At 50.7% G+C, this 23241-nt stretch carries 24 protein-coding genes and 1 other annotated feature; of the genes, 7 read left to right on the plus strand and 17 right to left on the minus strand.

Annotation, left to right across the window (positions count from 1 at the left end; translation table 11 throughout):
• Positions 1-360 precede the first annotated feature (360 nt).
• Entirely contained in the window at positions 361-990 is a 630-nt protein-coding gene (locus ACI32D_RS03055) for a TetR/AcrR family transcriptional regulator (protein WP_439775180.1), read from the minus strand.
• Between the two features lie 3 nt (positions 991-993).
• Positions 994-2994 (minus strand): ABC transporter ATP-binding protein/permease, encoded by a 2001-nt coding sequence (locus tag ACI32D_RS03060; protein ID WP_439775181.1) that lies wholly within the window; start codon positions 2992-2994, stop codon positions 994-996.
• Positions 2995-3158: 164 nt separating this feature from the next.
• On the opposite strand from ACI32D_RS03060, the gene ACI32D_RS03065 reads away from it, so the two are divergent.
• Positions 3159-3983 (plus strand): Fic family protein, encoded by an 825-nt coding sequence (locus ACI32D_RS03065; RefSeq protein WP_439775182.1) that lies wholly within the window; start codon positions 3159-3161, stop codon positions 3981-3983.
• A 60-nt stretch (positions 3984-4043) separates the two neighbouring features.
• On the opposite strand, the gene ACI32D_RS03070 is transcribed toward ACI32D_RS03065, so the two are convergent.
• On the minus strand, positions 4044-4433 hold the full coding sequence (locus ACI32D_RS03070) for an iron-sulfur cluster biosynthesis family protein (RefSeq protein WP_439775183.1): 390 nt from the start codon (positions 4431-4433) through the stop codon (positions 4044-4046).
• 161 nt (positions 4434-4594) lie between these two features.
• Here ACI32D_RS03070 and ACI32D_RS03075 point away from each other — a divergent pair, with 161 nt between their 5' ends.
• Positions 4595-4819, plus strand: coding sequence for a hypothetical protein (locus ACI32D_RS03075; protein WP_439775184.1), 225 nt, complete (start codon positions 4595-4597; stop codon positions 4817-4819).
• A gap of 173 nt (positions 4820-4992) precedes the next feature.
• Here the strand turns inward: ACI32D_RS03075 and dltD are convergent, their stop codons facing one another.
• From dltD to ACI32D_RS03110, 7 genes are all read right to left on the minus strand, one after another.
• Entirely contained in the window at positions 4993-6279 is a 1287-nt protein-coding gene (gene dltD / locus ACI32D_RS03080) for a D-alanyl-lipoteichoic acid biosynthesis protein DltD (RefSeq protein WP_439775185.1), read from the minus strand.
• Entirely contained in the window at positions 6269-6511 is a 243-nt protein-coding gene (gene dltC, locus ACI32D_RS03085) for a D-alanine--poly(phosphoribitol) ligase subunit DltC (protein WP_035162154.1), read from the minus strand. Before dltC ends, dltD begins: the two co-directional genes overlap by 11 nt.
• Positions 6512-6591: 80 nt before the next feature.
• A complete protein-coding gene (gene dltB, locus ACI32D_RS03090; RefSeq protein ID WP_439775186.1) occupies positions 6592-7824 on the minus strand; it encodes a D-alanyl-lipoteichoic acid biosynthesis protein DltB in 1233 nt (410 codons plus the stop codon).
• Positions 7821-9323, minus strand: coding sequence for a D-alanine--poly(phosphoribitol) ligase subunit DltA (gene dltA / locus ACI32D_RS03095; protein WP_439775216.1), 1503 nt, complete (start codon positions 9321-9323; stop codon positions 7821-7823). Before dltA ends, dltB begins: the two co-directional genes overlap by 4 nt.
• Before the next feature lie 21 nt (positions 9324-9344).
• Positions 9345-9494, minus strand: a complete 150-nt coding sequence (locus ACI32D_RS03100) for a teichoic acid D-Ala incorporation-associated protein DltX (protein ID WP_439775187.1) — start codon at positions 9492-9494, stop codon at positions 9345-9347.
• 193 nt (positions 9495-9687) lie between these two features.
• Entirely contained in the window at positions 9688-9990 is a 303-nt protein-coding gene (locus ACI32D_RS03105; RefSeq protein WP_439775188.1) for a hypothetical protein, read from the minus strand.
• 37 nt (positions 9991-10027) lie between these two features.
• On the minus strand, positions 10028-11236 hold the full coding sequence (locus tag ACI32D_RS03110) for a YncE family protein (RefSeq protein WP_439775189.1): 1209 nt from the start codon (positions 11234-11236) through the stop codon (positions 10028-10030).
• Between the two features lie 607 nt (positions 11237-11843).
• On the opposite strand from ACI32D_RS03110, the gene cbpB reads away from it, so the two are divergent.
• The 3 genes from cbpB to ACI32D_RS03125 all read left to right on the plus strand — a co-directional run bounded on the left by cbpB (position 11844) and on the right by ACI32D_RS03125 (position 15604).
• The gene (gene cbpB / locus ACI32D_RS03115; RefSeq protein WP_439775190.1) at positions 11844-12341 is read left to right on the plus strand and encodes a cyclic-di-AMP-binding protein CbpB; all 498 of its coding nucleotides are present in this window, start codon (positions 11844-11846) and stop codon (positions 12339-12341) included.
• 132 nt (positions 12342-12473) lie between these two features.
• Entirely contained in the window at positions 12474-14288 is a 1815-nt protein-coding gene (locus tag ACI32D_RS03120; RefSeq protein ID WP_439775191.1) for a heavy metal translocating P-type ATPase, read from the plus strand.
• A 59-nt stretch (positions 14289-14347) separates the two neighbouring features.
• Positions 14348-14396: a sequence feature (sodium ion sensor (DUF1646 type); this cis-regulatory element may regulate processes involved in with the transportation of sodium ions), on the plus strand.
• Between the two features lie 53 nt (positions 14397-14449).
• Positions 14450-15604 carry a cation:proton antiporter gene (locus ACI32D_RS03125; protein ID WP_439775192.1) on the plus strand — a complete coding sequence of 385 codons (1155 nt, stop codon included), beginning with the start codon at positions 14450-14452 and terminating at the stop codon, positions 15602-15604.
• 90 nt (positions 15605-15694) lie between these two features.
• On the opposite strand, the gene ACI32D_RS03130 is transcribed toward ACI32D_RS03125, so the two are convergent.
• Entirely contained in the window at positions 15695-16351 is a 657-nt protein-coding gene (locus tag ACI32D_RS03130; RefSeq protein WP_439775193.1) for a lysostaphin resistance A-like protein, read from the minus strand.
• Positions 16352-16443: 92 nt separating this feature from the next.
• Here ACI32D_RS03130 and ACI32D_RS03135 point away from each other — a divergent pair, with 92 nt between their 5' ends.
• Both ACI32D_RS03135 and ACI32D_RS03140 read left to right on the plus strand, forming a co-directional pair.
• A complete protein-coding gene (locus ACI32D_RS03135) occupies positions 16444-17544 on the plus strand; it encodes a YdcF family protein (protein ID WP_439775194.1) in 1101 nt (366 codons plus the stop codon).
• 204 nt (positions 17545-17748) lie between these two features.
• Entirely contained in the window at positions 17749-18843 is a 1095-nt protein-coding gene (locus ACI32D_RS03140) for a BMP family lipoprotein (RefSeq protein WP_439775195.1), read from the plus strand.
• 46 nt (positions 18844-18889) lie between these two features.
• Here the strand turns inward: ACI32D_RS03140 and ACI32D_RS03145 are convergent, their stop codons facing one another.
• The 6 genes from ACI32D_RS03145 to ACI32D_RS03170 form a co-directional block, all read right to left on the minus strand.
• Positions 18890-19399 carry a hypothetical protein gene (locus tag ACI32D_RS03145; RefSeq protein ID WP_439775196.1) on the minus strand — a complete coding sequence of 170 codons (510 nt, stop codon included), beginning with the start codon at positions 19397-19399 and terminating at the stop codon, positions 18890-18892.
• Complete coding sequence (locus ACI32D_RS03150) at positions 19365-20108, minus strand: MFS transporter (protein ID WP_439775197.1); 744 nt, start codon at positions 20106-20108, stop codon at positions 19365-19367. Before ACI32D_RS03150 ends, ACI32D_RS03145 begins: the two co-directional genes overlap by 35 nt.
• Positions 20109-20233: 125 nt before the next feature.
• Entirely contained in the window at positions 20234-20665 is a 432-nt protein-coding gene (locus ACI32D_RS03155; RefSeq protein ID WP_439775198.1) for a hypothetical protein, read from the minus strand.
• A gap of 114 nt (positions 20666-20779) precedes the next feature.
• Positions 20780-21532 carry a LytR/AlgR family response regulator transcription factor gene (locus ACI32D_RS03160; protein ID WP_439775199.1) on the minus strand — a complete coding sequence of 251 codons (753 nt, stop codon included), beginning with the start codon at positions 21530-21532 and terminating at the stop codon, positions 20780-20782.
• Between the two features lie 12 nt (positions 21533-21544).
• Positions 21545-22780 carry a GHKL domain-containing protein gene (locus tag ACI32D_RS03165; RefSeq protein WP_439775200.1) on the minus strand — a complete coding sequence of 412 codons (1236 nt, stop codon included), beginning with the start codon at positions 22778-22780 and terminating at the stop codon, positions 21545-21547.
• A 47-nt stretch (positions 22781-22827) separates the two neighbouring features.
• Positions 22828-23238 (minus strand): hypothetical protein, encoded by a 411-nt coding sequence (locus ACI32D_RS03170; protein ID WP_439775201.1) that lies wholly within the window; start codon positions 23236-23238, stop codon positions 22828-22830.
• Between the last annotated feature and the right edge of the window lie 3 nt (positions 23239-23241).

The following is a 23241-nucleotide window of genomic DNA, read 5'->3' on the forward strand; positions in this document are numbered from 1 at the left end:
GTTTTATATCTTACTCGCTTGTTTGATTCTTGTCAACAAGTTTTTGATATTTATTTTTGTCTTGTTTCAAGCACTTGGCTCGTTTCAAGACAAATAATACTTTACCTTCTTTTTATTCTTTCGTCAAATCGGCTAGTTTATTCGGTTTATTATGTGAACGCACGGCTTCGTTGTCATTTTTACTTTTTCTTTCTTTTGGCTTTTGGTTAATTTTATCTGGCTTAAACCGGAAGAAGCTGCTGTTTAGTTCGCTTTTAGGTCATTTTTACCGGAAAACTTTTTCAAAAAAATGTTATTTCCAGGTAAAAAAGAAAAACCGCGGATTAAATCCACGGTTTCTGCCTATCCCTTAACTTGTTTTCAGCTCTTCTTAAAGCCATTTTCCAGATAGCTGATCCGGCGGTCAAGCTGCTGCTTCAATTTGTCTAAGTCAACCTTCCTGCCGGCCTTGTAATCCGCTGCTCCTTCAGTAATACAGCTGATCATCGTTAAAAGCAGGGCGTGCAGGAGGAACTTCAAATCCCCTTGGTCCTGCAGATTGACTTTTTCCGCCATCTTTCCCAGTTCTTCCCGGCTGAGACAGTCAAGCGGGTCCATGGGATAATTGCCTGCCCGCGGATGCGGCAGATGCTGCTGGTAGAGCAGGTCGATCTGCCGGTAGAAAAACATCTTGTTTTCCCCGTAAAAAATTTCCTTAAGCCACAAAGGCAGGACTTTCCGAGCCATTTTTATCGGGTCATAGTCATATTCCTTCAGCTGCTGGTGGCTTTCCACCAGCATTTTCCGCTGAATCTGCTCACCCAGGTAAAAGTACACGTCTTCCTTGTCGTCAAAATACTGGTAAAAGCTCCCCCGGGGAATCCCCGCCGCCTTGATCAAGCGGTTGATTGAAGCTTCATCGAAGCTGTGGGTGAAAAATTCCTCCCGTGCCGCTGCCATAATCCGGTCCTGCTTTTCCTTAGGCAGGTTGAAAAAAGTCTGGCTGGGCATTGTTTACTCCTTCCGCAAAGCTTCAACTGGATCCAGCTTGGAAGCGTGGTTGGCTGGCAGGATCCCGGCGATCATGCTGATGACAATGCTGATGATCAGACCAGTCAAGGCATATTGCGGGGTCAAGCTGACCACGGCCGCCTTAAAGGCTGACTGGGTGAAGCTGTTGATCCCCTGGGCCAAAAGCCAGGTCAAAGCAATGCCGACAATCCCGGAAGCCAGGCCCAGCAAAAAGGCTTCGCTGGAGAAGATCCGCCGGATGTCCTTGCGCCGGGCACCCAGGGCCTTCATGACCCCGATTTCCTGAGTCCGTTCGACTACAGAGATGTTCAAGACAACCAGAATCATGATGGCTGAAACCAGCAAAGAAACTGCCGCGATCGCCGTCAGAACGTAAGTCAAAACGCTCAGGATGCTGTCAAACATTTCCGTCATTTGCTCCTGCATTGAGCCGGCAAAACCCTTGTCCTTGGCTGCCTGTTTGATGGAAGAAGTGTACTGCTTGTCAGTTGCCGTCAAGTAGACCACATTTGGCTTCAAGGTCAAGCCATTGTCTTTGAAAATCTTCTTCAGATCGCTGTAAGGCAAAAGCAGGGTGCTGACCTGGCCGGAGCCGGAAGCTTCATAAATCCCGACTACCTTGACCGTCTTGGTGATGGTCTTGGTCCCGATCTGCAAAGTCGCCTTGACCTTCTTGCCTAAAATCTTCTTGCTCAAGTTGTCGGCGCTGCCGCTGTCGATCATGACTTCGTTCTTTCCAGCCTTAGGCAGGCGGCCCTTCTTGATCTCTGACTTGGCGATCCCGTCATTGACCGTCTTGAGGTAGATCATGCTGGCCGTCTTCTTGCCATATTTCAGCTGGTTAGTCCCCAAGGAAATCGCGCTGTAGCCCTTCTGCAGCTTTTTGACATGAGAAATCTTCTCCAGCTTCTTCAAATCCTTCTTGCTAAAAGCCGAAGCGCTGCTGGTCCCGGACAAAGAGGCCATATTATTTTGCTGCTGCTTGGCCAAAGCTGCCTTGTCCCCTGTCTGCTGGGCCTGCATCCCCTGCTGGCGCATCTTCTGGCTGGAAGTCTTCTGGATTTCCGCCACCAAAGGGTTAGAGTAGGTGTTCATCTGCCCGCTGACGTAAGAGGTAACCCCTTTGCCCAGGCTGAGCATGAGAATCACGGACATGATCCCAATCCCCATCCCGGTTGAAACCAGGGCGTTGCGGCCGAACTTGGCCTTCATGTTCTTAAAAGCCAAAGAGATCGCCTTAAAGAGGCTCATCTGCTGGATCTTGACTTCAGTTCTCTTCTCCAGGTGGTGATCAAGCGGCTTCTGTTCCTGGTCACTGACGATCTGTCCCTGGTCGATCCGCAGAACCCGGCTGCAGTGGCTGGCCACCTTGTCTGAGTGGGTAACCATCAAAACCAGCTTGCCCGAAGCCGCGATATCTCTGATCATGTTCAAGATCACGTCAGTCGTGTCCGCGTCCAGGGCCCCAGTCGGTTCATCAGCGATGATCACGTCCGGGTCATTGGCCAAAGCCCGGGCAATGGCCACCCGCTGCTTCTGCCCGCCGGACAATTGGTCGGGCTTCTTGTGCATGTGATCCTTCAAGCCCACCTGGGTTAAAAGTTCTTCTGCCCGGTCGCGCCGCGTTTTTTCATCCGCGTTGGACAGGGTCATGGCAATTGACACGTTGTCGATCAAGTCTAGGTGGGGGATCAAGTTGAAGTTTTGAAAAATAAAACCGATTGATTTCTTATGGTAGTTGACCATTTCCTTCTGGGAAAAATCGCGCAGGTTCTTCCCTTCGTATAAAATAGCCCCTTCAAAGTCAGAGTCCAGGCCCCCGATCGTGTTCATCAAGGTCGACTTGCCTGACCCTGATTCCCCGACGATGGCGACCATTTCCCCGGCGTCAAATTTCGCATTGACCCCGCGCAGGGCCTCGTACTGGCCCCCGCCCGGCATCTTGTAGTACTTTTTGACGTCTTTTAATTCAAGAACAGTCATCTATCCGCTCCTTATACAAAAATATGACAACTTGTCATATGACATGTTGTCATAATAATCCCTCTCCCAGCTTCTGTCAAGCAAAATCAAAAAACATGACCCCGTATTTCGGTTAAAATGATGGTAGAATGACTTAATTCCAGTAAAAACAGAAGGGGACAAGCATGACTGAACTTTTTCCTAAAGAACTGGCTGAGCTGACAGCTTTAAAAAATGACATGGCCAAATACCGGCCCTTGAGCAAAGAACAAGTTGACCTGCTGAACCAAGACATCCGCTTGGAACACGTCTGGACCTCAAACGCTCTTGAAGGCAGTACGCTTACCAGGTATGAGACCGACTCCATCATCAATGCCGGCATTACCATCCATGGCAAATCTTTGACTGAAACCCTTGAAGCCGTAAATTTGAGCCAAGCCTACGACTACATGATCGACTTGGCTACGCAAAAAGAGCCCCTGACCCAGGCCGTAGTCAGAGACTTGAACCGGCTAGCTACTTTGGAAACAGCCAAGAACAAAAATATGGCTGGTGTCTACCGGGTAGTAGAAGCATGGCCAAAAGGCAGAGAACATCTACACTACACAGCACCTTTTGAAATTAATTCAGCCATGGCTGACCTGATCGACTGGGCCCGAAGCGCGATAAAAACAGAGCATCCCGTCCAGTACGCGGCTGACCTGCACCGGAAATTTGTCAGCATTCATCCCTTCTCAGATGGCAACGGCCGGACCGCCCGCCTTTTGATGAACTTTGCTTTGACAGAGAGCGGCTACCCGGTAATCAACATCCAGCCCGACGCGAAATCCCGGGAGCAGTACATGCTAGCCTTAAGCGACTACCAGGAAAACGGCAACGAAGCCCCCTTCACCAAACTGGTAATTGACTACACCAGGGAAACTTTGGAGAAGCGGATCAAAATTCTCCGCGCCAACGAAATCGCCATTAAAGAAGCCGAAAACGACACCAACCTGCCTAGAAAAAATTAATCTGACCAAATCAAAAAACATGACCCCGGCAAGTTCCGAAGTCATGTTTTTTCACGTTCTTTAGCAGCTGGCGCCGTTTTGAATCTGTTCAGCGGTAAGTTCACTTGGCACGTAAACGTTGACGCCGACCGCGCTGTCGATCAGGCCGCTGCCGTCGCTCAAGGACAGCATCCCGTACTGTTCACCAACGCTCAAGCTGTCATCTAAGAAGCCCATTTCCGCCTGGCCCGTGTACAGGTCCAAACCCAAAGCGTTGTCGATCTTGATTTGGTAGTCCGGGTCAGCCTGGTCCAAAGCGACGAACTGGAAGTTGGCCCCGATCGTGCAAGTCCCGCCTTGCAGTGAGTACTTGTTTGACCCGTCATTCAAGGCCAGGAGCAAGACTGTCTTGTCTCCCCGCTTCTTTTGCAAAAATTCCCCAGCTTCCGGGCTGAAAGTCATTTTAACCATATTTGTTACCTCCCCATCGAACTCACTTATTTTTTGATAGTTTAAGTATAGCAAGTTTTTTCTCAGCAAAAATTGATCCAGGTCAATTTTCTTTGCCAAAAAGGCGGGAAAATGCTTAAGAATGTTATAATTTGCCTAAAAGCAGTGAGGAGGTAAGCCACATGACTAAAGTCAAATTCAACCTGGACGACGACCTGGCCATCCTGCTTGAATCCTACCAGGAGGAAAGCGGGACAGACAGGGACGCCATCATCAACCAGGCCATCAAGAATCTGCTGGTCAAAAAGCTGGGTAAAAAACGGATCGCCCAGCTGCTCAAGGACAGCGAAAACGGCAGCGACTACCAGCTGGAACAGTTCTTCAGCCGCTACGACTGGCTTGAATAGCAAACAAAAAAGCCCAATTCCACCAACATTGGAATCAGGCTCACACAGTGCGTGCCAAAGCAAACCACATATTAAGGGCTGCTTTCGCTACCGGAGAAAACAGCCTAAGCATTTGACACAAGATAGATTATATACTCAAACTGGCTTTCGGACAATCTTTTCAGCCCGAAAGCTTATTTTTTTAGTTTTGCCAGGACGTCTTTGTTAGTTAAAGCCACCGTCGGCAGCTTTTTCTTTTTCCGCCAGGCCTGGGTCAAGTAGTAGTCGTTGATCGCGTACTCAGGTTCCGTGTACTTCTGCTCCATAAACGGCTTGACGGCCTGGTCAACGGCCAGCCAGCCGTTCCAGCCCAGGTGGATGGTGTCTTCCATGAAGTACTTCTTCTTGCCGTCCTTGGACAGGTCGTAGATGTTGTCAAAGCCCTGACTGATCAGCTGGTGCTTGATCTTAGTCGTGGCCGTGTTGTACATCTTCTGTGACAAGCCAGTGTACTTCTGCCACTTGGCGTTAACCGGCGGAATAATGAAGAGGACCTGGGTCTTGTCCTTGGCGAACTGGTTTAAAAGCAGCTCGAAGTCGGAGTATTCCGGAGATTCAACATAGTTGAACTTCTTCTGGCTCCCCTTCAGTTTCTTGAGCAGCTTGGCGTTCAGGCGCTTTTTGTAAAAACCGGTCCGGATGCCAAAAGGATTGCCCTTGGTATTCTTCTTGGCTTCCTTCTCTGAGGCCTTCTTCAAGCCCGCGTAAGAGTAAGTGTCCGGCAACTTCTTCCCCTGTTGCTCGATCTTTGGCAGGCGGTCGCGCAATTGCAGGGAGGTGAAAAAGCTGTCTTCATTGGAATACATCCGCCGCCGCCAGCGGAGGTAGTAGCGCTCATTCTTAGAGATCCCTACCCCAGCCGCGATTTCCAAAAGGGCGTGGTTGATCACGTGCTCGCTCTTCACGCTCGGCATCTGCAACAGACGGCGGGCCGCGTAGCGGTCAGCTTCCGTGTCCTTGGCGTTCAAAATGAAGTCGCTGGCGTGCAGAGGCGAGTAGTAAAGACCGAAGGCATCCGGGTTCTGCCCCTGGGCGGTAAACCACTGCGGCGAAATGATCACCACGGCCTTCTTGCTTGGCGCGTCCTGCATCCCCAAGTACTGGGCCAGAGACTGGCTGCCCGCTCCCCCAAGCAGGAAAGGCGTGTAGGAACGCTTGTACTTGGTGGCCAGGACAGTCGGGTGCATGTTGTCAAAACGCGACAATTCACTTGACCCATAGAAAGGCACGTAGCCCTGCTTATAGGCCTTCTGCCGCATGGCCTTGCCCTTGAAGACCGTCGTGGTCTGCGAAGCGGCTGCCTGGAAGAGGCTGCCCGCTGAGAAGGTCCGCTCCCAAGGCAGGGAGAAGATCCCGATCAGCAAGAGTGCCGCGCAGATGACTGGCCCAAAGATCAGCCAAAGTTTTGTCTTATTCTTCATCTTGCAGTTTCTTCACCTGTTCAACCAGCTTGTTTGGGGTGTTCCAGTCGTCGCGGTTGAATTCAGAAACCGGAACGGTGATGTCGAAGGTTTCCTGCAGGGTCAAGAGCATCTGCACAGTGGACATGGAGTCCATGATCCCGCTCTCGTAGAGTTCTTGGTCCATGTTGTCTGAGAAGTCTTCACCAGTTGCTTCAGCTAAAATGTCAACGATTTGCTTTTGAATATCCATGATTTTCCTCTTTCTTTTTCAATCTATTTCTCTAGATCTGTTTCTTTTTCTGTTTTGTTTTCTGTTGATTTTTTTAAAAATTACTTGCCCAGCGGCACATTGAACCACAGGTTGTTCAAAAAGCCTGAGAAGATCAAGAAGCTGAGGCAGACCACGTGGAAGGTCACGAAAATCGCCACTGCTTCAGTGAACTTGTTGTGCTTGACAAGCTTGTGCTTCTTCTTGAAGCGGAGCCAGATGTCATTGATGATGATGGCCAGGGCGTGGTAAAGACCGTAGACGATGTAGTACCAGGTCAGACCATGCCAGACCGCCATCACCATGAAGTTGACCAGGTAGGCCACCTGGGAAAGCCGGTTCCGGTTCTTGATCAAGCGCTTCTTCATCGCGAAGAAGGTGAAGCGCATGAAGATGAAGTCTCTGAACCAGAAGGACAGAGTCATGTGCCAGCGGTTCCAGAATTCCTTGATGTTGTGGGCCGCGAAAGGCTTGTTGAAGTTCATCGGCGTGTGGATGCCCATAAAGTAGGAAATCGACACGGCGAAGAGGGAGTAGCCCGCGAAGTCAAAGAACAGGTACATTGAGTAGCAGTACATGACCCCTAAGAGCCACCAGGACAGGTGCAGGGGATGCATCCGCCCGGCCAGGATGGCCTGCTGCTCAAGATATGGCAGGCAGTAGGTCCCGAAGAACCAGCCCAAAAGGAACTTGTACAAAAAGCCCTGGAAAAGGTATCTGACCGCGTAAGAGAGATCCTTGATGTAGTCTTCCCTTTTTGGCGCCTTGTCATAGTCCTTGACGAAGCGGCGGTAGCGGTCGATCGGGCCGCTGGAGATGGTCGGGAAGAACAAAAGGAAGCGGGCGTACATTACCGGATCAACCTTTTTAATCGTCCCGTCGCGCAGCTCCATGACCACCTGGACCGTCTTAAAGGTCAGATAGGAGATCCCTAAGAAGCCTAAGTCGATCCCCTGCTTGTGGGGAATGACCGGCCAGATTTTGACCGCCGCCAAAGGCAGGATGGCCAGGATCACGGCCAGGCAGAAGACCCAGGTCTTGTTGGCCTTCCCCGTCTTCTGCCTGTAGTGCTGGTAGGCAAAAGTCACCAGGAACTGGTAGACGATGTAGCAGATCAAGGTTACCCCCTGCTGCCACTTGTCCGCGTCGAAGATGAGGAAGATGAAAGCCAAAGAAACCAGGGCTTCGTACCACTTATAGCGCTTGCCGAAGTAAAGGCCAATGATCAGAGGCAAAAGCGCGACCAGCAGGTAGGCAAAGTACTGCGGGTTTTCATATGGTTGCAGATTTATCACGCCTGGTTAACCTCCTTGATGACCGCCTTGATGTCGACCTTCCCGTTCTGGGAGATCGGCAGGGCCTCTTGGTAAAGGTAGCGCTGCGGGATCATGTACGGCATCACGTCCTTGGCCAGGCCGTCTCTGATCTGCTTGGTGATTTCCCCTTCATCGTACTTGCGGCTGACCCCGTCGTTTAATTCGATCACGGCCACCAATTGCTTGATCGTGTGGTCAGGCTTGTAGATCGGGGCGGCAACCGCGTGGCGGATCAAAGGGTTCTGGTTCATGTAGAAGTTGATTTCTTCCAGTTCGATCCGGTAGCCGTTGAACTTGATCTGGAAACCGATCCGGCCCTTGTAGAAGAGCAGGTCCCCGTCAAAGTAGCCCACGTCCCCGGTCCGGTAGTGCTGCACGCCGTCTTCTTTGTAGAAGGCTTCTTCAGTCTTCTCCGGGTTGTTGATGTAGGCCTTGGAGACTGACGGGCCGGCGATGATCATTTCCCCGCTCTTGCCGTCATCACCCTGTTTGAGGTCGATGGTGATTTCCGTGTCTTCCTTAACGTAGCCGATTGGCAGGCGGTCGTATTTTTCCAGAATTTCCGGGGTGATCTCCACTTGGGTGACCGCCACGGTGGCTTCAGTTGGCCCGTAGGTGTTAAAAATCCGGCTGTCCGGGAACCGCTTCTTGAGCATTTCAACTTCCTTGCGGGGCAGTTCTTCCCCGCAGAAGAGGAAGTGGCTGAGGCCGGCGTGGTGGCTGGAAGCAAAAGTCCGGTCCAGGAAGCACATTTGAGCAAAGGACGGAGTTGATACCCAGACGTTTACGTCGATTTCCGGCAGGGCCTTGAAGAGCTGGGCAAAGTTTTCCGTCACTTCGTGCGGCAAAACGACCAGTTCCCCGCCGCTCAACAGGGCCGGGTAGATGCTCATGACTGACAGGTCAAAGGAGTAAGGGGCCTGGGCCAAGAAGCGCGGATGCTCTGGCAGGTCAAAGTCCTTCAGTTCCCAGTCAACGAAGCTGACCAGGTTGTCGTGGCTGATCTGAACCCCCTTGGGCTTACCGGTCGTCCCGGAAGTACAAATGATGTAGAAGTTTTCGTCGCCCTTGACGTAGTCTGCTTCGTCAGCTTGCCCTTCTTCCGGAACGTCGTCTGGCGTCAGCAGGGTCAAGTCGCCCAAGTCAACTTCTGGCAATTCGCTGATGGCGATCAAGACCGGGGAAGCAGAGACTTCTCTGACCAGGTCGATTCTTTCAGCGTTTGAATAGTCAGCGATTGGCACGTAGCAGTGCCCGCTCTTTACACAACCTAAAAAGCAAGCCAGCATGTCAAAAGTCTGCCCGCCCCAAATCATGACGGGTACCTTGGCCGCTGCCTTTTCCTTTAACAAGGCGGCCCAGGCGTTAGCCCGCTTGAGCAAGTCAGCGTAGGTGTTCTTTTGACCCAGGTAGTCGTAAACTACCCGGTCTGGTTCTCTTTGCGCGATCTCATCGATCGTCTTGACAATATTTCTCATTTCCATTTCCACTCAACTTTCCTAAAATTCATTGTAAATAAAGCCGGTTGAACCCAAGCCACAATATTCATACAGATAAACCAAGCCTAATAAAATGAGGCTGTAAAGCAAGGTTCGCAGAATAAAGGACCGGATGATCTTCCCCCGGCTGGCTGGTGTCTTGTTTTCCATCAAGCTCATCTCCTCTTCTTTTTCACCAGGTCTGCTATCCCAACAGAATGAAACAACACAACTCACTTACGTGATTACAGTAAACTGTAACACATTATTCATATTTCGTTCACAGTCTTCTGACATTTTACCATTTCTTAAAGTATTAAAAAATACAAAAAGCAACATTTTCCCGTTATTTTTTTGCAAAAAGCTATTTAAGCCCGGCCTTGCGCTCCTGGCTGTAGCAAAACAACAGCGGAATCGAGGGCAGAAAGCCAACGAAGAACATGGCAATCAAGCTCATCCGCAAGACATAGCTTGGTGAATGCCACTTGTCCAGCTTGGCGGTCGCCAACACGTAGGCCGCGTACAAAACGACCAGGGCCAGGCCCCACAAGAAGCTGGCGTAGTGGGTGACCTGGTAGAGGTAGAGCAGGCCGCTGGCCGGAAGCAAGCAGGACCAGCCGGAAATCCGCACGTCGATGATGATTTTTTTGGCAAGTTTACTATCCATGTATAATATTGTCTCCTTTATTTGTATTTGCTGTCTGTTAATTATTGTCCAGCAGGGCGTCGATATTGACCGACAAGGTCCGGTCCATGACCGTGATATCCTGGCGGGCATACTTGCTGGAGGCCGATTCAAAAAGGCAGAGCAGCTGGCCCTTGTAGACCGTGATCTGCTCTAAGTACGGCGGCATTCTGACCACCTGCTCGGCGTTTGACTCGTCGAGGTTGTTCACGGCCGTGATCGGGAAGATGTAGAGCTTGGAATCCTTGCTTCCATATGACTGGCTGAGGAAGATCTTGTCCCCGTAGATGGCCAGACCCTGGATCTGCTTGTTCATGCTGGCCGTCCCGTCCGGGTCAGACCAGGAAACGGACTCGTTGATGCTGGAAATCTCACTGGTGGTGATGGTGTTTTTGTACTGGCCGGACCGGGCAAGCTTGTAGCTGGCAACCTTGCCGTGGCCATTTTCATTGAAGTAGCCGACAAAGAGCTGGTCATCGTAATAAGTCAGAGCTGAAGCCTTGGCGATTGAGTTGATCGGAATCTCATGGTCATAAACAAGTTGATCGCTGGTCTTGGCGCTGGCCACGTATTCAATCAATTTGGCCAAGGAAAAAGACATCAAGGCCGACTGCCCGTCCTTTGACCCGGTCAGCCAGATCTGCATCCCTTCAGGGTCATAGGCGATCCCGCCCAAGTGCTGGCGGCCGGGCAAGCGGACCGTTTTTAAAAACTTCCCCGTCTTTTTGTCCAAAACATAAATGACCGAGGCATGCCGGTGCTGGCCGTCATAGGCCGTGATCAGCAGATACTTGTAGACCACGGCGATCCCCTGGGGAGTCATGGCGTTAGTCGCGCTGATCTTTTTAGCCTGGTAGTCATAACTCCGCGTCGAGATCAAACCTGGAATGACCACGTCCTGGCCCACCGTCGTCCTTTTCGGGGTCTGGTAGGCGGCCTGGTAGACAAAGCTGTAATTGTCCCTAATCGCCTTTCGGTAAGCCCTCAGCTTGTGCCAGGCCGGACTGGTGCTGGTCCCGTCCTTGGCCTTGGTCACCTTGGGCCGAGCCGCCAGCATGGCCTGCTTCATCTGCCACTTGCTGTAAGTCGGGTAGGCCCAGTAGTAGCCCCAGGCCGCCAGACCAGCCAGCAGGATAAGGTTAAAAATCAGCAGGCGCAGCTTCCGGCGGAAGTGATGCTTCTTCCGGCTGACCAGCTTTTTTCCGCTTTTTCTATCTTTTTTACCCATTGGCCCTCCTTTCAGCCTCTTTTCTGCAAGTTTTTCCACTAAAAAAGAAAATTCCCCTCTATCTTAACAAGCCTGGCCAGGGGCGAAGCAATTTTTTTGGCTTTTTTTGAACTTTTTTGCCAAACGTCATACTTTGTTCACATTTCCAGTATAATATAATAGCTGTAACAAGCGAGAGCTTGTTACTACACTCAACTTTTTGTTTTTCATTCATACTCCTCCAAAGTAAATGAAAAATATCGACTGACTCCATAGTCGATTCATATCTATCCCTTTCGGCTCACGTGCGTTGCGTGAGCTTTTTTGTTGCCTTGACAGGCCTTTTTCGTTCTTTATAGATCCGCAAGCAATTCTTTACTCTTTGTTAAGGAATTCCAAACCCTTTATTGAGAATTACCCTGTATGATAAACAATGTAACGAGCTGGTAGAACTCGTTACAAATACTCCCACTTTTTTATTTCATTCATTCTTACTCCTCCAAAGTAGATGAAAACCAATTAGGCCTGCGCGAGCAGGCCTTTTTCTTTTTTCTTTTTCCAAATAGTCTTATACTTAAATTATGTCAAAACGTTTTTTAGCATAGAAAAAATATAAGGAATTAGGTTGATGATTTCAGCAGCTATTCAACGCGTTATCGCGGAAAAGTCCGGTTCCTTTTTGATTCCGGCCAGCAAGATTGCCATCGTTGAAGAAGACAATCCCCTTTACCATGCCTTCTTGATCTTAACCAAGGTCAAGTACGCCAAAATTCCCGTCTTGAACAAGAAAGGCCAGATCACCGGCCTTTTGAGCCTGGCCATGATCACCGACAAGATGCTGGACCTGGATGGCATTTCTGTCAAGGCCTTAAACAAGTACAAGGTCAAGGACGTCATGGAAACCGACTTCGTTTCCGTCAACTTTACGGAAAAAGACATGGAGACCCAGCTTCACCTGCTGGTTGACAACAACTTCCTCCCTGTCGTCGACGACCAGGGAGTCTTTCAAGGGATGATCACCCGGCGGGAATGGTTTAAGGCCTTCAACTACCTGGCCCATACTTTTGACGACCACTATGTCACGATTGACAAAAAGCAGGTCCTCAAGCTTGAAGCAGAAAATTAACAATACAATCATAAGCATTTCCAGTGTAAGACATCCAATTTGTGTTAAAATATATCTAATAAGATATATTGTCTTTTAAGATAAAAAAGTGTGTGTGTTCACACTCCTTACTTTTAATGGGAGGAATAAATCATGAAACGCCAATGGAAATTCATTGTCGTCCTGGTTCTCGGGGCGATTGGGCTGATCACTGACAATGTCCTGCACATTCCAGGAATCGCGGAAGTTCTGTTCGACATTGCTGGTGCCTACGTCAGCTTCTCCTTAGCCAAGGAAATGTTTAATGACTTGAAAGAAGGACACTGGGGCATCGACGTCCTGGCCCTGATCGCGGTCATTTCCATGATGATTACCCGGGACTACTGGGCTGAATGGATGATCCTGGTCATGTCTACTGGTGGCGAAAGCCTGGAAGACTACGCGACCGGCCAAGCCGACCGTGAACTGCGGGCCCTTTTGGACAAGAACCCGCGGGTAGCTGGCAAATTGGTTGACGGCAAGGTGGTTGAAGTAAAGGTTGACGACCTGCAGATCGGCGACCATGTTTTGATCAAGCCGGGCCAGCAGGTGCCAGTTGATGGGACTATCATCGAAGGCAGCTCTGCTTTTGACCAGTCATCCTTAACTGGTGAATCAGTGCCAGTTGACAAAACGGTCGGCGATGACCTGATGTCCGGCTCACTTAATGGTGAAACTGCCGTAACCATGGAAGTCAAGAAACTGGCCAAGGACTCTGAATACCAGTCTATCGTACAACTGGTTAAGTCCTCCGCCGCCCAGCCGGCCAAATTCGTCAAGATGGCCGACCGCTACGCCGTGCCGTTTACCATCATTTCCTTAGCTATCGGGATCATTGCCTGGGTTGCGGCCGGCGACTTCACCCGTTTCGCGGAAGTCATGGTCGTTGCTTCCCCATGTCCGCTCTTGATCGCCGCTCCAGTTGCTCTGGTAGCGGGGATGAGCTCCATGTCCAAGCACCACATCATCGTCAAGTCCGGTCCAACCTTGGAACAACTTGCCAAGGCCAAGACTTTTGCCTTCGATAAGACTGGTACTTTGACCCAGAACCAATTGGTCATCCAAGACGTTCTGCCGGAAAATGGCTTTGACAAGGAAACCATCCAAAGCTACGCGGCCAGCCTGGAACAGCAGTCCGGCCACATTATCGCCAACTCCCTGGTTCAAGGGACTGACAAGTCCATGATCCAAGCCGTAAGCAACCTGCAGGAATCAACCGGTAACGGGGTCAGCGGGACCGTTGACGGCAAGACCGTCATGGTCGGCAAGCTTTCCTACGTAGCGCCAGACGCTAACGTAAACAAGGCCAAGACTACTGCTGTCTACGTTTCTGTTGACGGCAAGTATGCCGGCTGCATCACCTTCAAGGACCAGTTGCGGCCAGAAACTCCGCAAACTTTGGCCCGCCTGCGCAAGCAAGGCGCAAAGCACATCATGATGCTGACCGGGGACAACAAGGATGTTGCCCAAGCGATTGCTGACGTGGCCGGCGTCGATGATGTCCGGGCCAGCCTTTTGCCAGCACAAAAGATTGAAGCAATCAAGAACGTGGCGCCTGAAAACCGCCCAGTCGTCATGACCGGGGACGGGATCAACGACGCGCCAAGCTTGACGGCTGCTGATGTCGGCATTGCCATGGGGGCCAAGGGTGCCACCGCGGCCAGCGAAAGCGCCGACGCGGTCATCATGGTCAACGATTTGAGCAAGATCAATGATGCCGTGGCCATTTCCAAGCACACCATGAAAGTGGCCGAAGTCGACGTCATCACTGCCATCGTAGTCGTTATCCTTTTGGAATTGGTGGCCTTCACGGGTCTTATCCCAGCCTTCTGGGGCGCTGTTTTGCAGGAAGTGGTCGACATGATCGCCATCTGCTTAGCCCTTTTGGCCAAGACCGAACCGAAGAATCCAAAACAGACCGGTTTGTAAAATTTGTCTTTTTTCCAATTTCTTGCTAAAGTATTATTAGTTAACATAACACTTTCAGAGGTTGGAGTTTCAAAACTTTCAAGAATTTGCTTCTTTGGGTCAAGAAGCTTTTTCTTGGGAGTTTTTTTGCTTGCCAGCCCTTTTTTGAAACGGAGGTCAATATGGAATTTATTGGACAACTGATACTGGTCTTGCTGATGACGACCCTGCTGGGGCAAGTCTTTGCCCGCTTCAACTGGCCCCCGGTCATTGGGCAGCTCTTATCAGGGATCCTGCTGGGACCGGCTCTTTTGGGCTGGATCCACCCTAATGAAACGATGTCGCTTTTTTCCGACATCGGGGTCATCATGCTGATGTTTTTAGCCGGGATGGAAAGCGACCTGGACCTCTTGAAGAAGTACTTTAAGATCAGCTTCACGGTGGCCACGGTCGGGGTTATCCTCCCTATCCTTTTCATTGGCGGAGCCTCCATGCTCTTCGGGATGCAGTTCCTGGAAGCCCTCTTCATCGGGATCGTCTTCGCGGCCACCAGCGTCTCCATTTCAGTAGAAGTCCTGCGTGACACCGGGAAACTCCAGACCAAGGCCGGAACGGCGATTTTGGGGGCAGCGGTGGTCGATGACATCCTGGCGGTGATCGTCCTCAGCCTCTTCACCACCTTCAGCCATGAAGGCGGCAAGTCGGGTTTGACCGACAACTTCTTCTTGAACCTGCTTTTTGAAGCCCTCTACTTTGTCTTCGTCTGGCTGGTCTACAAGTTCATCGCGCCGAAGTTTATGCAGCTGGCGGAAAAAATCAACGTCAACTACTCCGTGGTCATCGCCTCTTTGATTCTGTCTTTGGGCATGGCCTACATTGCTGAATTAGTCGGCTTGAGCGCCGTAGTCGGGGCCTTCTTCGGCGGCCTGGCCATCCGGCAGACCAAGCAGGAAGCTGAAGTCAACTCCTCAGTTTCCGCGATCGGCTACTCAGTCTTCATTCCAACCTTCTTCGTCAACATTGGCCTGTCGATGACTTTTGCCTCCATCGGCAAGGACTTCCTCTTCATCGTAGTTATGACCATTCTGGGCGTTCTGTCCAAGTACTGGGCCGGCAAGTACTCTTCAGAAGCCTTTGGCCTTAAGCCCCTGGAAGGCAGCATCGTCGGGGCTGGGATGGTCTCCCGGGGGGAAGTAGCCTTGATCGTGGCTCAGATCGGGATTGCCCACCACCTTTTTCCAAAGGACATCTACTCCAGCTTGATTCTGGTCATCATTTTGACGACGGTTATCTCCCCAATCATGCTCAACCACTACATCAAAAAAGAAGAAGCGTAAAACTAAAAAGCAGCGAAGCTTTGCTTCGTTGCTTTTTATGTATATAGATAGTTTTCTCTTTATCTTTATAGTTATCTTTTCTCTTTTTGCCTAGCCTAAAAGACTGAGCATGTTCCACATGATGTGGGTGGCCATGGAGTAGCGCAGGTCCTTGGTGGTCATGTAGACCCAGGCCAGGACTGACCCCATCATCCAGTAAACCAGGAGATATGGTGACCAGAAAGGATTGTGGGCAAAGGCAAAGAAGAAACCGGAAACCAGGATCCCAGCCCACTTGGCAACCTTGCCGGCATGGTTGAAGAGGAGGTTGAAGAACATCCCTCTGAAGATGATTTCCTCCATAACCGGGGCAACCAGGACCACCATGATATTGTAGGTCGGGCCCGCCGTCTGCTGGAGGTCGTCCAGGTTCTGCTGGTTGACGGAGACCCCGCCGCCGATCAGGTTCATCAAGAGGATGTAGAGCAGCTGCATCAAGAAGAAGCCCCCGACTGAGGTGGCCAGCTTCCGCCAATCCCAGTGGAAGTCCTGGCTGAAGCCCCATTCGTTCTTGTCATCCAGCTGCCCCTTATAGAGCCAGAAGCTGAACCAGAAGACCAGGACGGTGGAGAGGGCCAGGATGAAGGCCTCAGCCGATCCGAAGCCAAAGATGTCCGGGTAGAAGTAAAACTCCTGCAGGGTCGTGTACAGCGCGAACACGATTGCGATTTCGATCAGGTAAAAGAGATAATGCCCAATTTTTTTCACGTTTGTCACCTTGTTGTCTCAAAAAAATTCTTATCCTCTATTATAATAAAGTTTGACCAATTTTCTAAATGATATGGACGAGGACCTAAAAAATGCCATCTAGATTAAATACCCTGCTCTTTCTGTTCAGCCAGAACCGGGCTTTCAGCTACTTCACCATTTTGGTGGCGATCGCCGCGGTAACCTTTATTTTCTCCTGGCTGAGCGACCCGCGCCGCCTGATCAACGGGGTCTTTTTCACCTTTTTCATCGCTTCGCTGGGGGCCTGGTTCACCTTCCTGGTCTATGCCACCAATCTGCCCAGCTTCCGCAAGGTCTACCTCTGGGTCCTGGCGATCCTGGCAGTAACCGTGGCCGTCATCGTCTCCTTCTCCTGGATCCTGCTTTTATGGAACTCCTACGTGGTCTTGAAGCATGAGAGCCACACCCTGCCCAACCTGCTGACCTTGATCCTGGCGGTAGCCATGCTGGGCCTCTGGATCTTCATTTTCATCGGCCACTTCACCCGCAGCACGCCGACCGGCCTACGCCTCATCCTGGACATTTTCCCGACGATCGCGGTTTACTTGGCGGCCGTCATGTACAACTTCCTGGTCAACCTCCTGCTCTACCAGATAGTCCCCCGCCGCTACCACCAGAACTACCTGATCGTTTTGGGAGCGGGCCTGATCCATGGGGACCAGATTTCCAACATCCAGGCGGCCAGAATCAACCGGGCCATCCAGTTTGCCTACCACCAGCAGGAAAAGGGCCAGCCCTTGCCCAAGTTCATCATGTCCGGCGGCCAGGGCCCGAATGAAAAAATCTCTGAAGCGGCAGCCATGGCCGCTTACGCCATCAAGCGGGGAGTCCCAAAGGAACTGATCCTGCTGGAAGACCAGTCCAGAAATACCGAGCAGAACATGGAATTCTCCCAGATCGTGGCCTACAACGACTATGGCAATGACAACTTCAAGGCCTGCTTCTTTACCAGCAACTACCACGTCTTCCGGGCAGCAATTTTTGCCAAGCAGGCGGGGCTGGACGCCAATGGGATTGGCTCTTACACCCGCCCTTACTACCTGCCCAACGCGGTTTTGCGGGAATTTGCCGGGATGTTCGTCATGAACCGTCTCCGCCACTTCACCGTGATGGCCCTGATCGTGGCCAGCTACATTGCCTTGGCAATTTGCAAACTGCTAAATGTCTTTTAACTTTTTAAAATTACCTGGGAAAATCCAGGTAATTTTTTATTTTTTCTAGTATGCCCTTCCAGCTTAGAGCCATATATCTTGAGGGCATTTTGGCAAAAACAGGAATCCCGTCAAATCAACACTTTATCTAGTAGGTGGACTTTTGACACAACTACCAAATATTGATAAGATCGTAATCGTGTTAAATTTAAGGGGGATTTTATCGTGAAGAAAATCAAATTCAAGCAAGTTTTGGCCACTGGTACTGTTTTGGCAGCGGGGATTGCTTTGACAGCCTGCTCAGGGGCAAAGCAAAACGGCGGCGGCTCCAACAAGAAGAGCTCAGCCAGCGTGGCCTTGATCACTGACATTGCCGGGGTTGACGACCACTCCTTCAACCAGTCCGGCTGGGAAGGGATGGTGGCTTACGGCAAGTCCCAGGGCTTAAAGCGGGGGACCAACGGCTACCAATACTTTGAATCAAGTTCAGCTTCTGACTTTACGCCAAACATCAACCAGGCGGTTGCGGCCGGCTACAAGACTATTTTTGGCGTTGGTTACTCACTTAAGGGCGCGATTGCTTCAGCAGCCAAGAAGCACACTGACAAGAACTTCGTCATTATCGACGATGTGATCAAGGGGCAAAAGAACGTGGCTTCCGCCAACTTCAAGTCCCAGGATGCTTCCTACATGGCCGGGGTAGTTGCGGCCCGGACCACCAAGACCAACGTGGTTGGCTTCATTGGCGGGGTTCACGGGGACATCGTCGACTTGTTTGATGCTGGTTTTGCCAAGGGCGTGCAAGACACGGCCAAGAAGATGGGCAAGAAGATCACGGTTTTGAACCAATACGTCGGCTCATTTACGGCTGCTGACAAGGAAAAGTCAATTGCCAAGGCTATGTTTGCCAAGAAGGCGGACGTGATCTTCCACGCTTCAGGTTCAGCCGGCCAAGGCTTGTTCAGTGAAGCCAAGTCAGTCAACGAAGGCCTGGCTGCCAACTCCAGCAAGAAGGTCTGGGTCATCGGGGTCGACTCTGACCAGTCCAGCCTGGGCAAGTACAAGTCCAAGGACGGCAAGAAGTCCAACCTCTGCCTGACCAGCGTGATGACTGGGGTCAACGTGGCGGTCAAGGACATCGCGACCAAGGCAGCCAAGGGCAAGTTCCCGGGCGGCAAACAGCTGGTTTACGGCTTGAAGCACAACGGTGTCTACCTGACCCGGGGCTACGTGGCTGACTCAGTTTGGAAGCAGGCACAAATTGCCCGCAGCCAGATTCTGGCCGGCAAGGTTTCCGTACCAAGCCACCCAAGCAAGTAAGCAAATAAAAATCTCTGAGCGAGCAGCTCAGAGATTTTTTTGCGTATTAGGCGTTTTTTTCGCGGCTGGACTGGAGCAATACCAGGCAGAAGATGACGAGGAGGATGATGGCGCCAGCTGAGAAGTAGAGGGCCACGCTGCTCTTTACCCGGCCTTCAAAGAAGCTAAGGGCCAGGGCCATGATCAAGGTCAAAAAGATGCCCACGAAGCGGAGCAAGGCCGTGCTCCGTCCCTGGTAGGCGGCGGGAGTTTTCATGATCCGGCTGGTTTCCAGGTAGGTGTAGACGGGGATGCCGGTACCAAAAATGCTGCCAAGCAGGAGGCCGAAAACAAAGGGAGACAGCTGGCGGCCTGCCCCGCCGCTTAGGTAGGTTGCCCCTGCAGAAAGGACGATCAAGGCAAGGACAGAGAGCTTTTTGTGGCCAGCAGGCAGGCTGACCACGGCCCGGTTGAGGCCAGCACCGACAGCCACGGCTAAGATGATGCCCAGGCCAATCACCAGGATTGACTTGAACTTGGGATCATAGCGGCCGATTTTTAAAATTACCAGGCTCATGACCAGTTGGTTCCGGCAGGTAAAAAGGACTTCGGCGGCAAAGATCAAGGCAATGCCTTTTTTTAAAGACGATGCTGACTGATTCCCGGATGTCGCGGGCCAAGATGGAAAAGCTGAAGGAGGGTTGGGCATCAGCCACAACCTGGTCAGCCGGCACCCGCAGCCAGATTAAAAGGGCCAGCAGGTAAAGGGCGGCGCAGAGGTAGAGATAGTTGGGCAAAGCCACGAAGCTGAGGGTCACGAAAACCAGCAGATAACCGACAATTGAGGCGATAGAGTTCAGCGAGCTGATCCCCTGCTGCACCAAAGGAATGGCCTCCCGGTTCTCCTTGCGGACGATATAGACGGTTCTGGCGGCGTTGTCGAACTCGCTGATAACGGAAATGACAATGTCGACGACAATCAAGACGCCGATGAAGGCCGCCTTGTCCAGGTCAAAAATCAGCGGCGGAAGCAGGCAGGCTATTCCAGAAAGCAAGGTGGTGAAAAAAAGGATCCGCCAGGCACCATGCTGGTCAACGAAGCTGCCGATAGCCAGGGCAAAGGCCACGCTTACGGCAACGCTGATGTTGTTGACCAAGCTGTTGACCGCGGGGCTGGAAACATACTCCTGGACTATGAAGGACAGGGCTACGCTATAGATGCTGGCGGCCAGCATGATCATTCCTTGCGAGGAATTGAAGGGCAGGGTTGGAATTTCTTTTTTCATTGTTCACTCACCTTGCTTTAACTTTTCATTCTTTACTGAAAATATACTCTTTTTTATGCTAATGGTATCTTTTTTGGAAATGGACATAAAAAGTGCTGAGCCTTCGCTCAGCACTTTTACATTAATCAATTTTTCCCGGCTTTAACAGCCCAAGAGACCAGGAGCAGGCCAGCGAGAAACATTGCTTCTGGCAGCAGCATGCTGGATAAGTCAAAAGCAGCATCCCGCAAAAAGTAGAAGGCCAGCAAGGCGCTGATGATCAAGACGGCCGCGAAATCGCGCCAATCTTCGCTGGTGAAAGCTTGCCGGTCCTTTTTAACAAATATCATGACCAAGCCGGCAAGGCCCAGCAGCAAATAGAGAGCCGCGATCACAAAAAGTACCAGCGCCGTTTCGAACTCTTTTCTGACCAGCATCCCTTCAACCAGGAGTAGACTCCCGCTTGCCAGAAAAATCACCGCCAATTTCCGCCAGCTAAAAGTCACCGGCAACTGCTTAAAGCCGCTCAGCAGCATCCCGCAGCCGATCAACAAATTTACCCAAAACAAGCTATTCATTTCTTTCCTCCCTTTTACATCCGAACTATCCTTTCGGCCTAATCAGAATTATAGTTTCAGCGCAAAAAAGAGGGGCAAGAAATTCAAATCCAGTCATTTAACCGTCATAATCGGTCAATTCTGCTTCAGCTCCCGCAGCTGGCGGCCACAGCTCCGCGCGTATTTCAGCTTCTCCCCGTCAAATAAAGTGATAGTCCTGGCGCGCAGGTCTATCTCAGCTATATTTTTAGGATTGATCAAGCAAGATTGGGAGATTTTTAGCAAAAAATCACATTCCTGGTCAAGCTGCTTAAGGTTGCCGACAAACTCCGCCCGCAGATTTTTCGCGACTAGCTGCAGCTTATGTGGAAATGGCGTCGTCGCGACGTAGTAGACGTCATCAGTGTTGACATTTCTAAGCTGCCGGCCGACTTTATAGGTAAAAGTCTGCTTTTTGACCAAATTCAGCCGCGTAAGCCTCTCCAGTGCCAGGCGCAAAGTTGCCACAACCCTCTCCTGCAGACTATCCAAATCAGCATTTTTTACGATATAGTCCAGCGTACCAATTCTTCGCTGAAAAGTCTGCAAGGCCAGCTCCGAATGCGTGGTTACAAAAACAATCTGTCCCTGTGGGTCAAGACGCAAGAGCGCTTCAGCCAAGTCCAAGCCGTCCATTTCTGACTTGGCAAATTCAATATCCAAGAAATAGATTCCCCGCTGAACCTGCCGGTCAGCAGCGTAAGCCAAAGCTTCTTGCGGAGATCCCATTGCTGAAACAGAAACGCTTTGTCCGTAATCCTCCGCTAAAAATTCTCCCGCCAGCTTGACCGTCTTTGCCAAAGACCGAGCCTGCAACAGGTCGTCATCACATACCAGAATTTCAGTCATCTTTCCCCCTAATCACGCGATAGTCAGCGCAAAAATGAACTTGTCTCCTTCAATTCGATACTCAACAAACAAATTCGCGTATTTCTTCTGCAGCTCCTGCACATTGCTCAGCCCCAAACCCGCGTGTCCCCGCTTGCTGGTAAAGTTTGCCTGGCTGAAAACCGGTAAATCTTCCTTTTGCTGGTCACGCAGCTTGTTCTTTATGGTAAATTCCAGAGAATTTTCCTGATCCCGGTAAAACATGATCTCAACAACAGGAACCTGTCCACCAGCTTTGTATAAAATGCTTTCCTCAATGGCATTGTCAAAAGCAATCCCAACGATTCTGATCAAGTCATATACGTCAATTCCAGCTGGGACTTCGATCATCTGCCGAGCTTCGAAAACATAGCGGATTTGCTGGCGGCGGAGTTCCTGCAGCTTGGCAATCACCAAGCTCTGCAGCTGCAGGTCAGCAATCCGGTCAACGTCCTTGAACTGCCACAGTTCTTCTCTTTCCAAAATGTCATCAGAGTACTTTTTCAAGCTGCCCAAGGCAGCTGAAGCCTGGTCATTCTTTAAAGAAAGCTCCAAGCTGCGCAGCATGTTTTGATAGTCATGCTTAAAGCGCCGCAATTCTTCCTCGCTCTTTCTGACACTCTGCAGATAGCTGCGCAAGTTCTCTCTTTCCTGGTCAGCCAGCTGCCGTTCATAGTCCCGCTGATTGGCCAATAACACCAGCAGGGTCAAGCAGCCCTGCAAAAGCAGCAAGATCAAAAGGCTGGCCTCTGACCAGCCAAACAGCCACAAGCTGAAATCCCAAGCTAAAAGACTAGACAGCAGATATATTTTCAGCAGATAATCCGGCTGCTTATGCCTTTTTTCATTCAGCCGCCGCCAGCCTTCTGCCGCTAATGCCAAAACCGCGTAAGCCAGAATAAGCAGCAAAGAGCTCCTTCCAGCTTTGAGAAACGCTTGTAAAAGCAGCAGGTTCCCCAAAGCCACGCTCAAGCCATAAAACAGAAGCATTTGCCAGTTTTGCCGATGGTAAAAGTAAAAAGCCGACAGCAGCAAAACAATGTTTGCCAGATACAAGGCGACCTGCTGGTCTGCCTCTTTCGCCAGAATAAATTCAAAAGTCAAGACACCCAAGCCCGCGGCCGTCAGCAGGTCTTCTATTTTCCAACTCACATGCATTAATCTAGCCAAACTTGTCAGCTCAAACAAAGCTGAAACAGCTGCTAAAGCAATCAATACCAGCTCTTCCATTTTCACCCTTTCCTCCTCCAACAACTAATATCCGCCATCCTACTCTATTATTCTTCTTCGTTCAAGCTCTGGTAGCCGTAATTTGCCAGCTGCTGGTCAGTATCGATCACCGACATCCCCCTAACCAAACAGTAGATCAAGACCGCGTCCCGTTTTACGTTGGCATAAAGCGCACCATTATCGCTCAAAGACAGCAGTCGGTTGGTTTCAGCCAGAGACAATTTCAAGCTGAGGGCCAGGGACAAAACCTTATTCCTTGATGGCAGGCGCCGCCCCTTCAAAATCTGATAGCCATAGCTGCGTTCGATCATGGCCTCATTGAAGAGTTCGCTTTTCTTGACCCCCTTGTCTTCGATCAGCTTGTTCAAATAACCGGCAAAATTGTAATCAACCACTTGATCTAGTACATTAGAAATATGATCTGCTTTCAAAGCAGCGAGTAATTTTTCAGTTTCCATTTT

Origin of the sequence: Lactobacillus sp. (assembly GCF_051873315.1) — a bacterium.
GTDB lineage: Bacteria > Bacillota > Bacilli > Lactobacillales > Lactobacillaceae > Lactobacillus.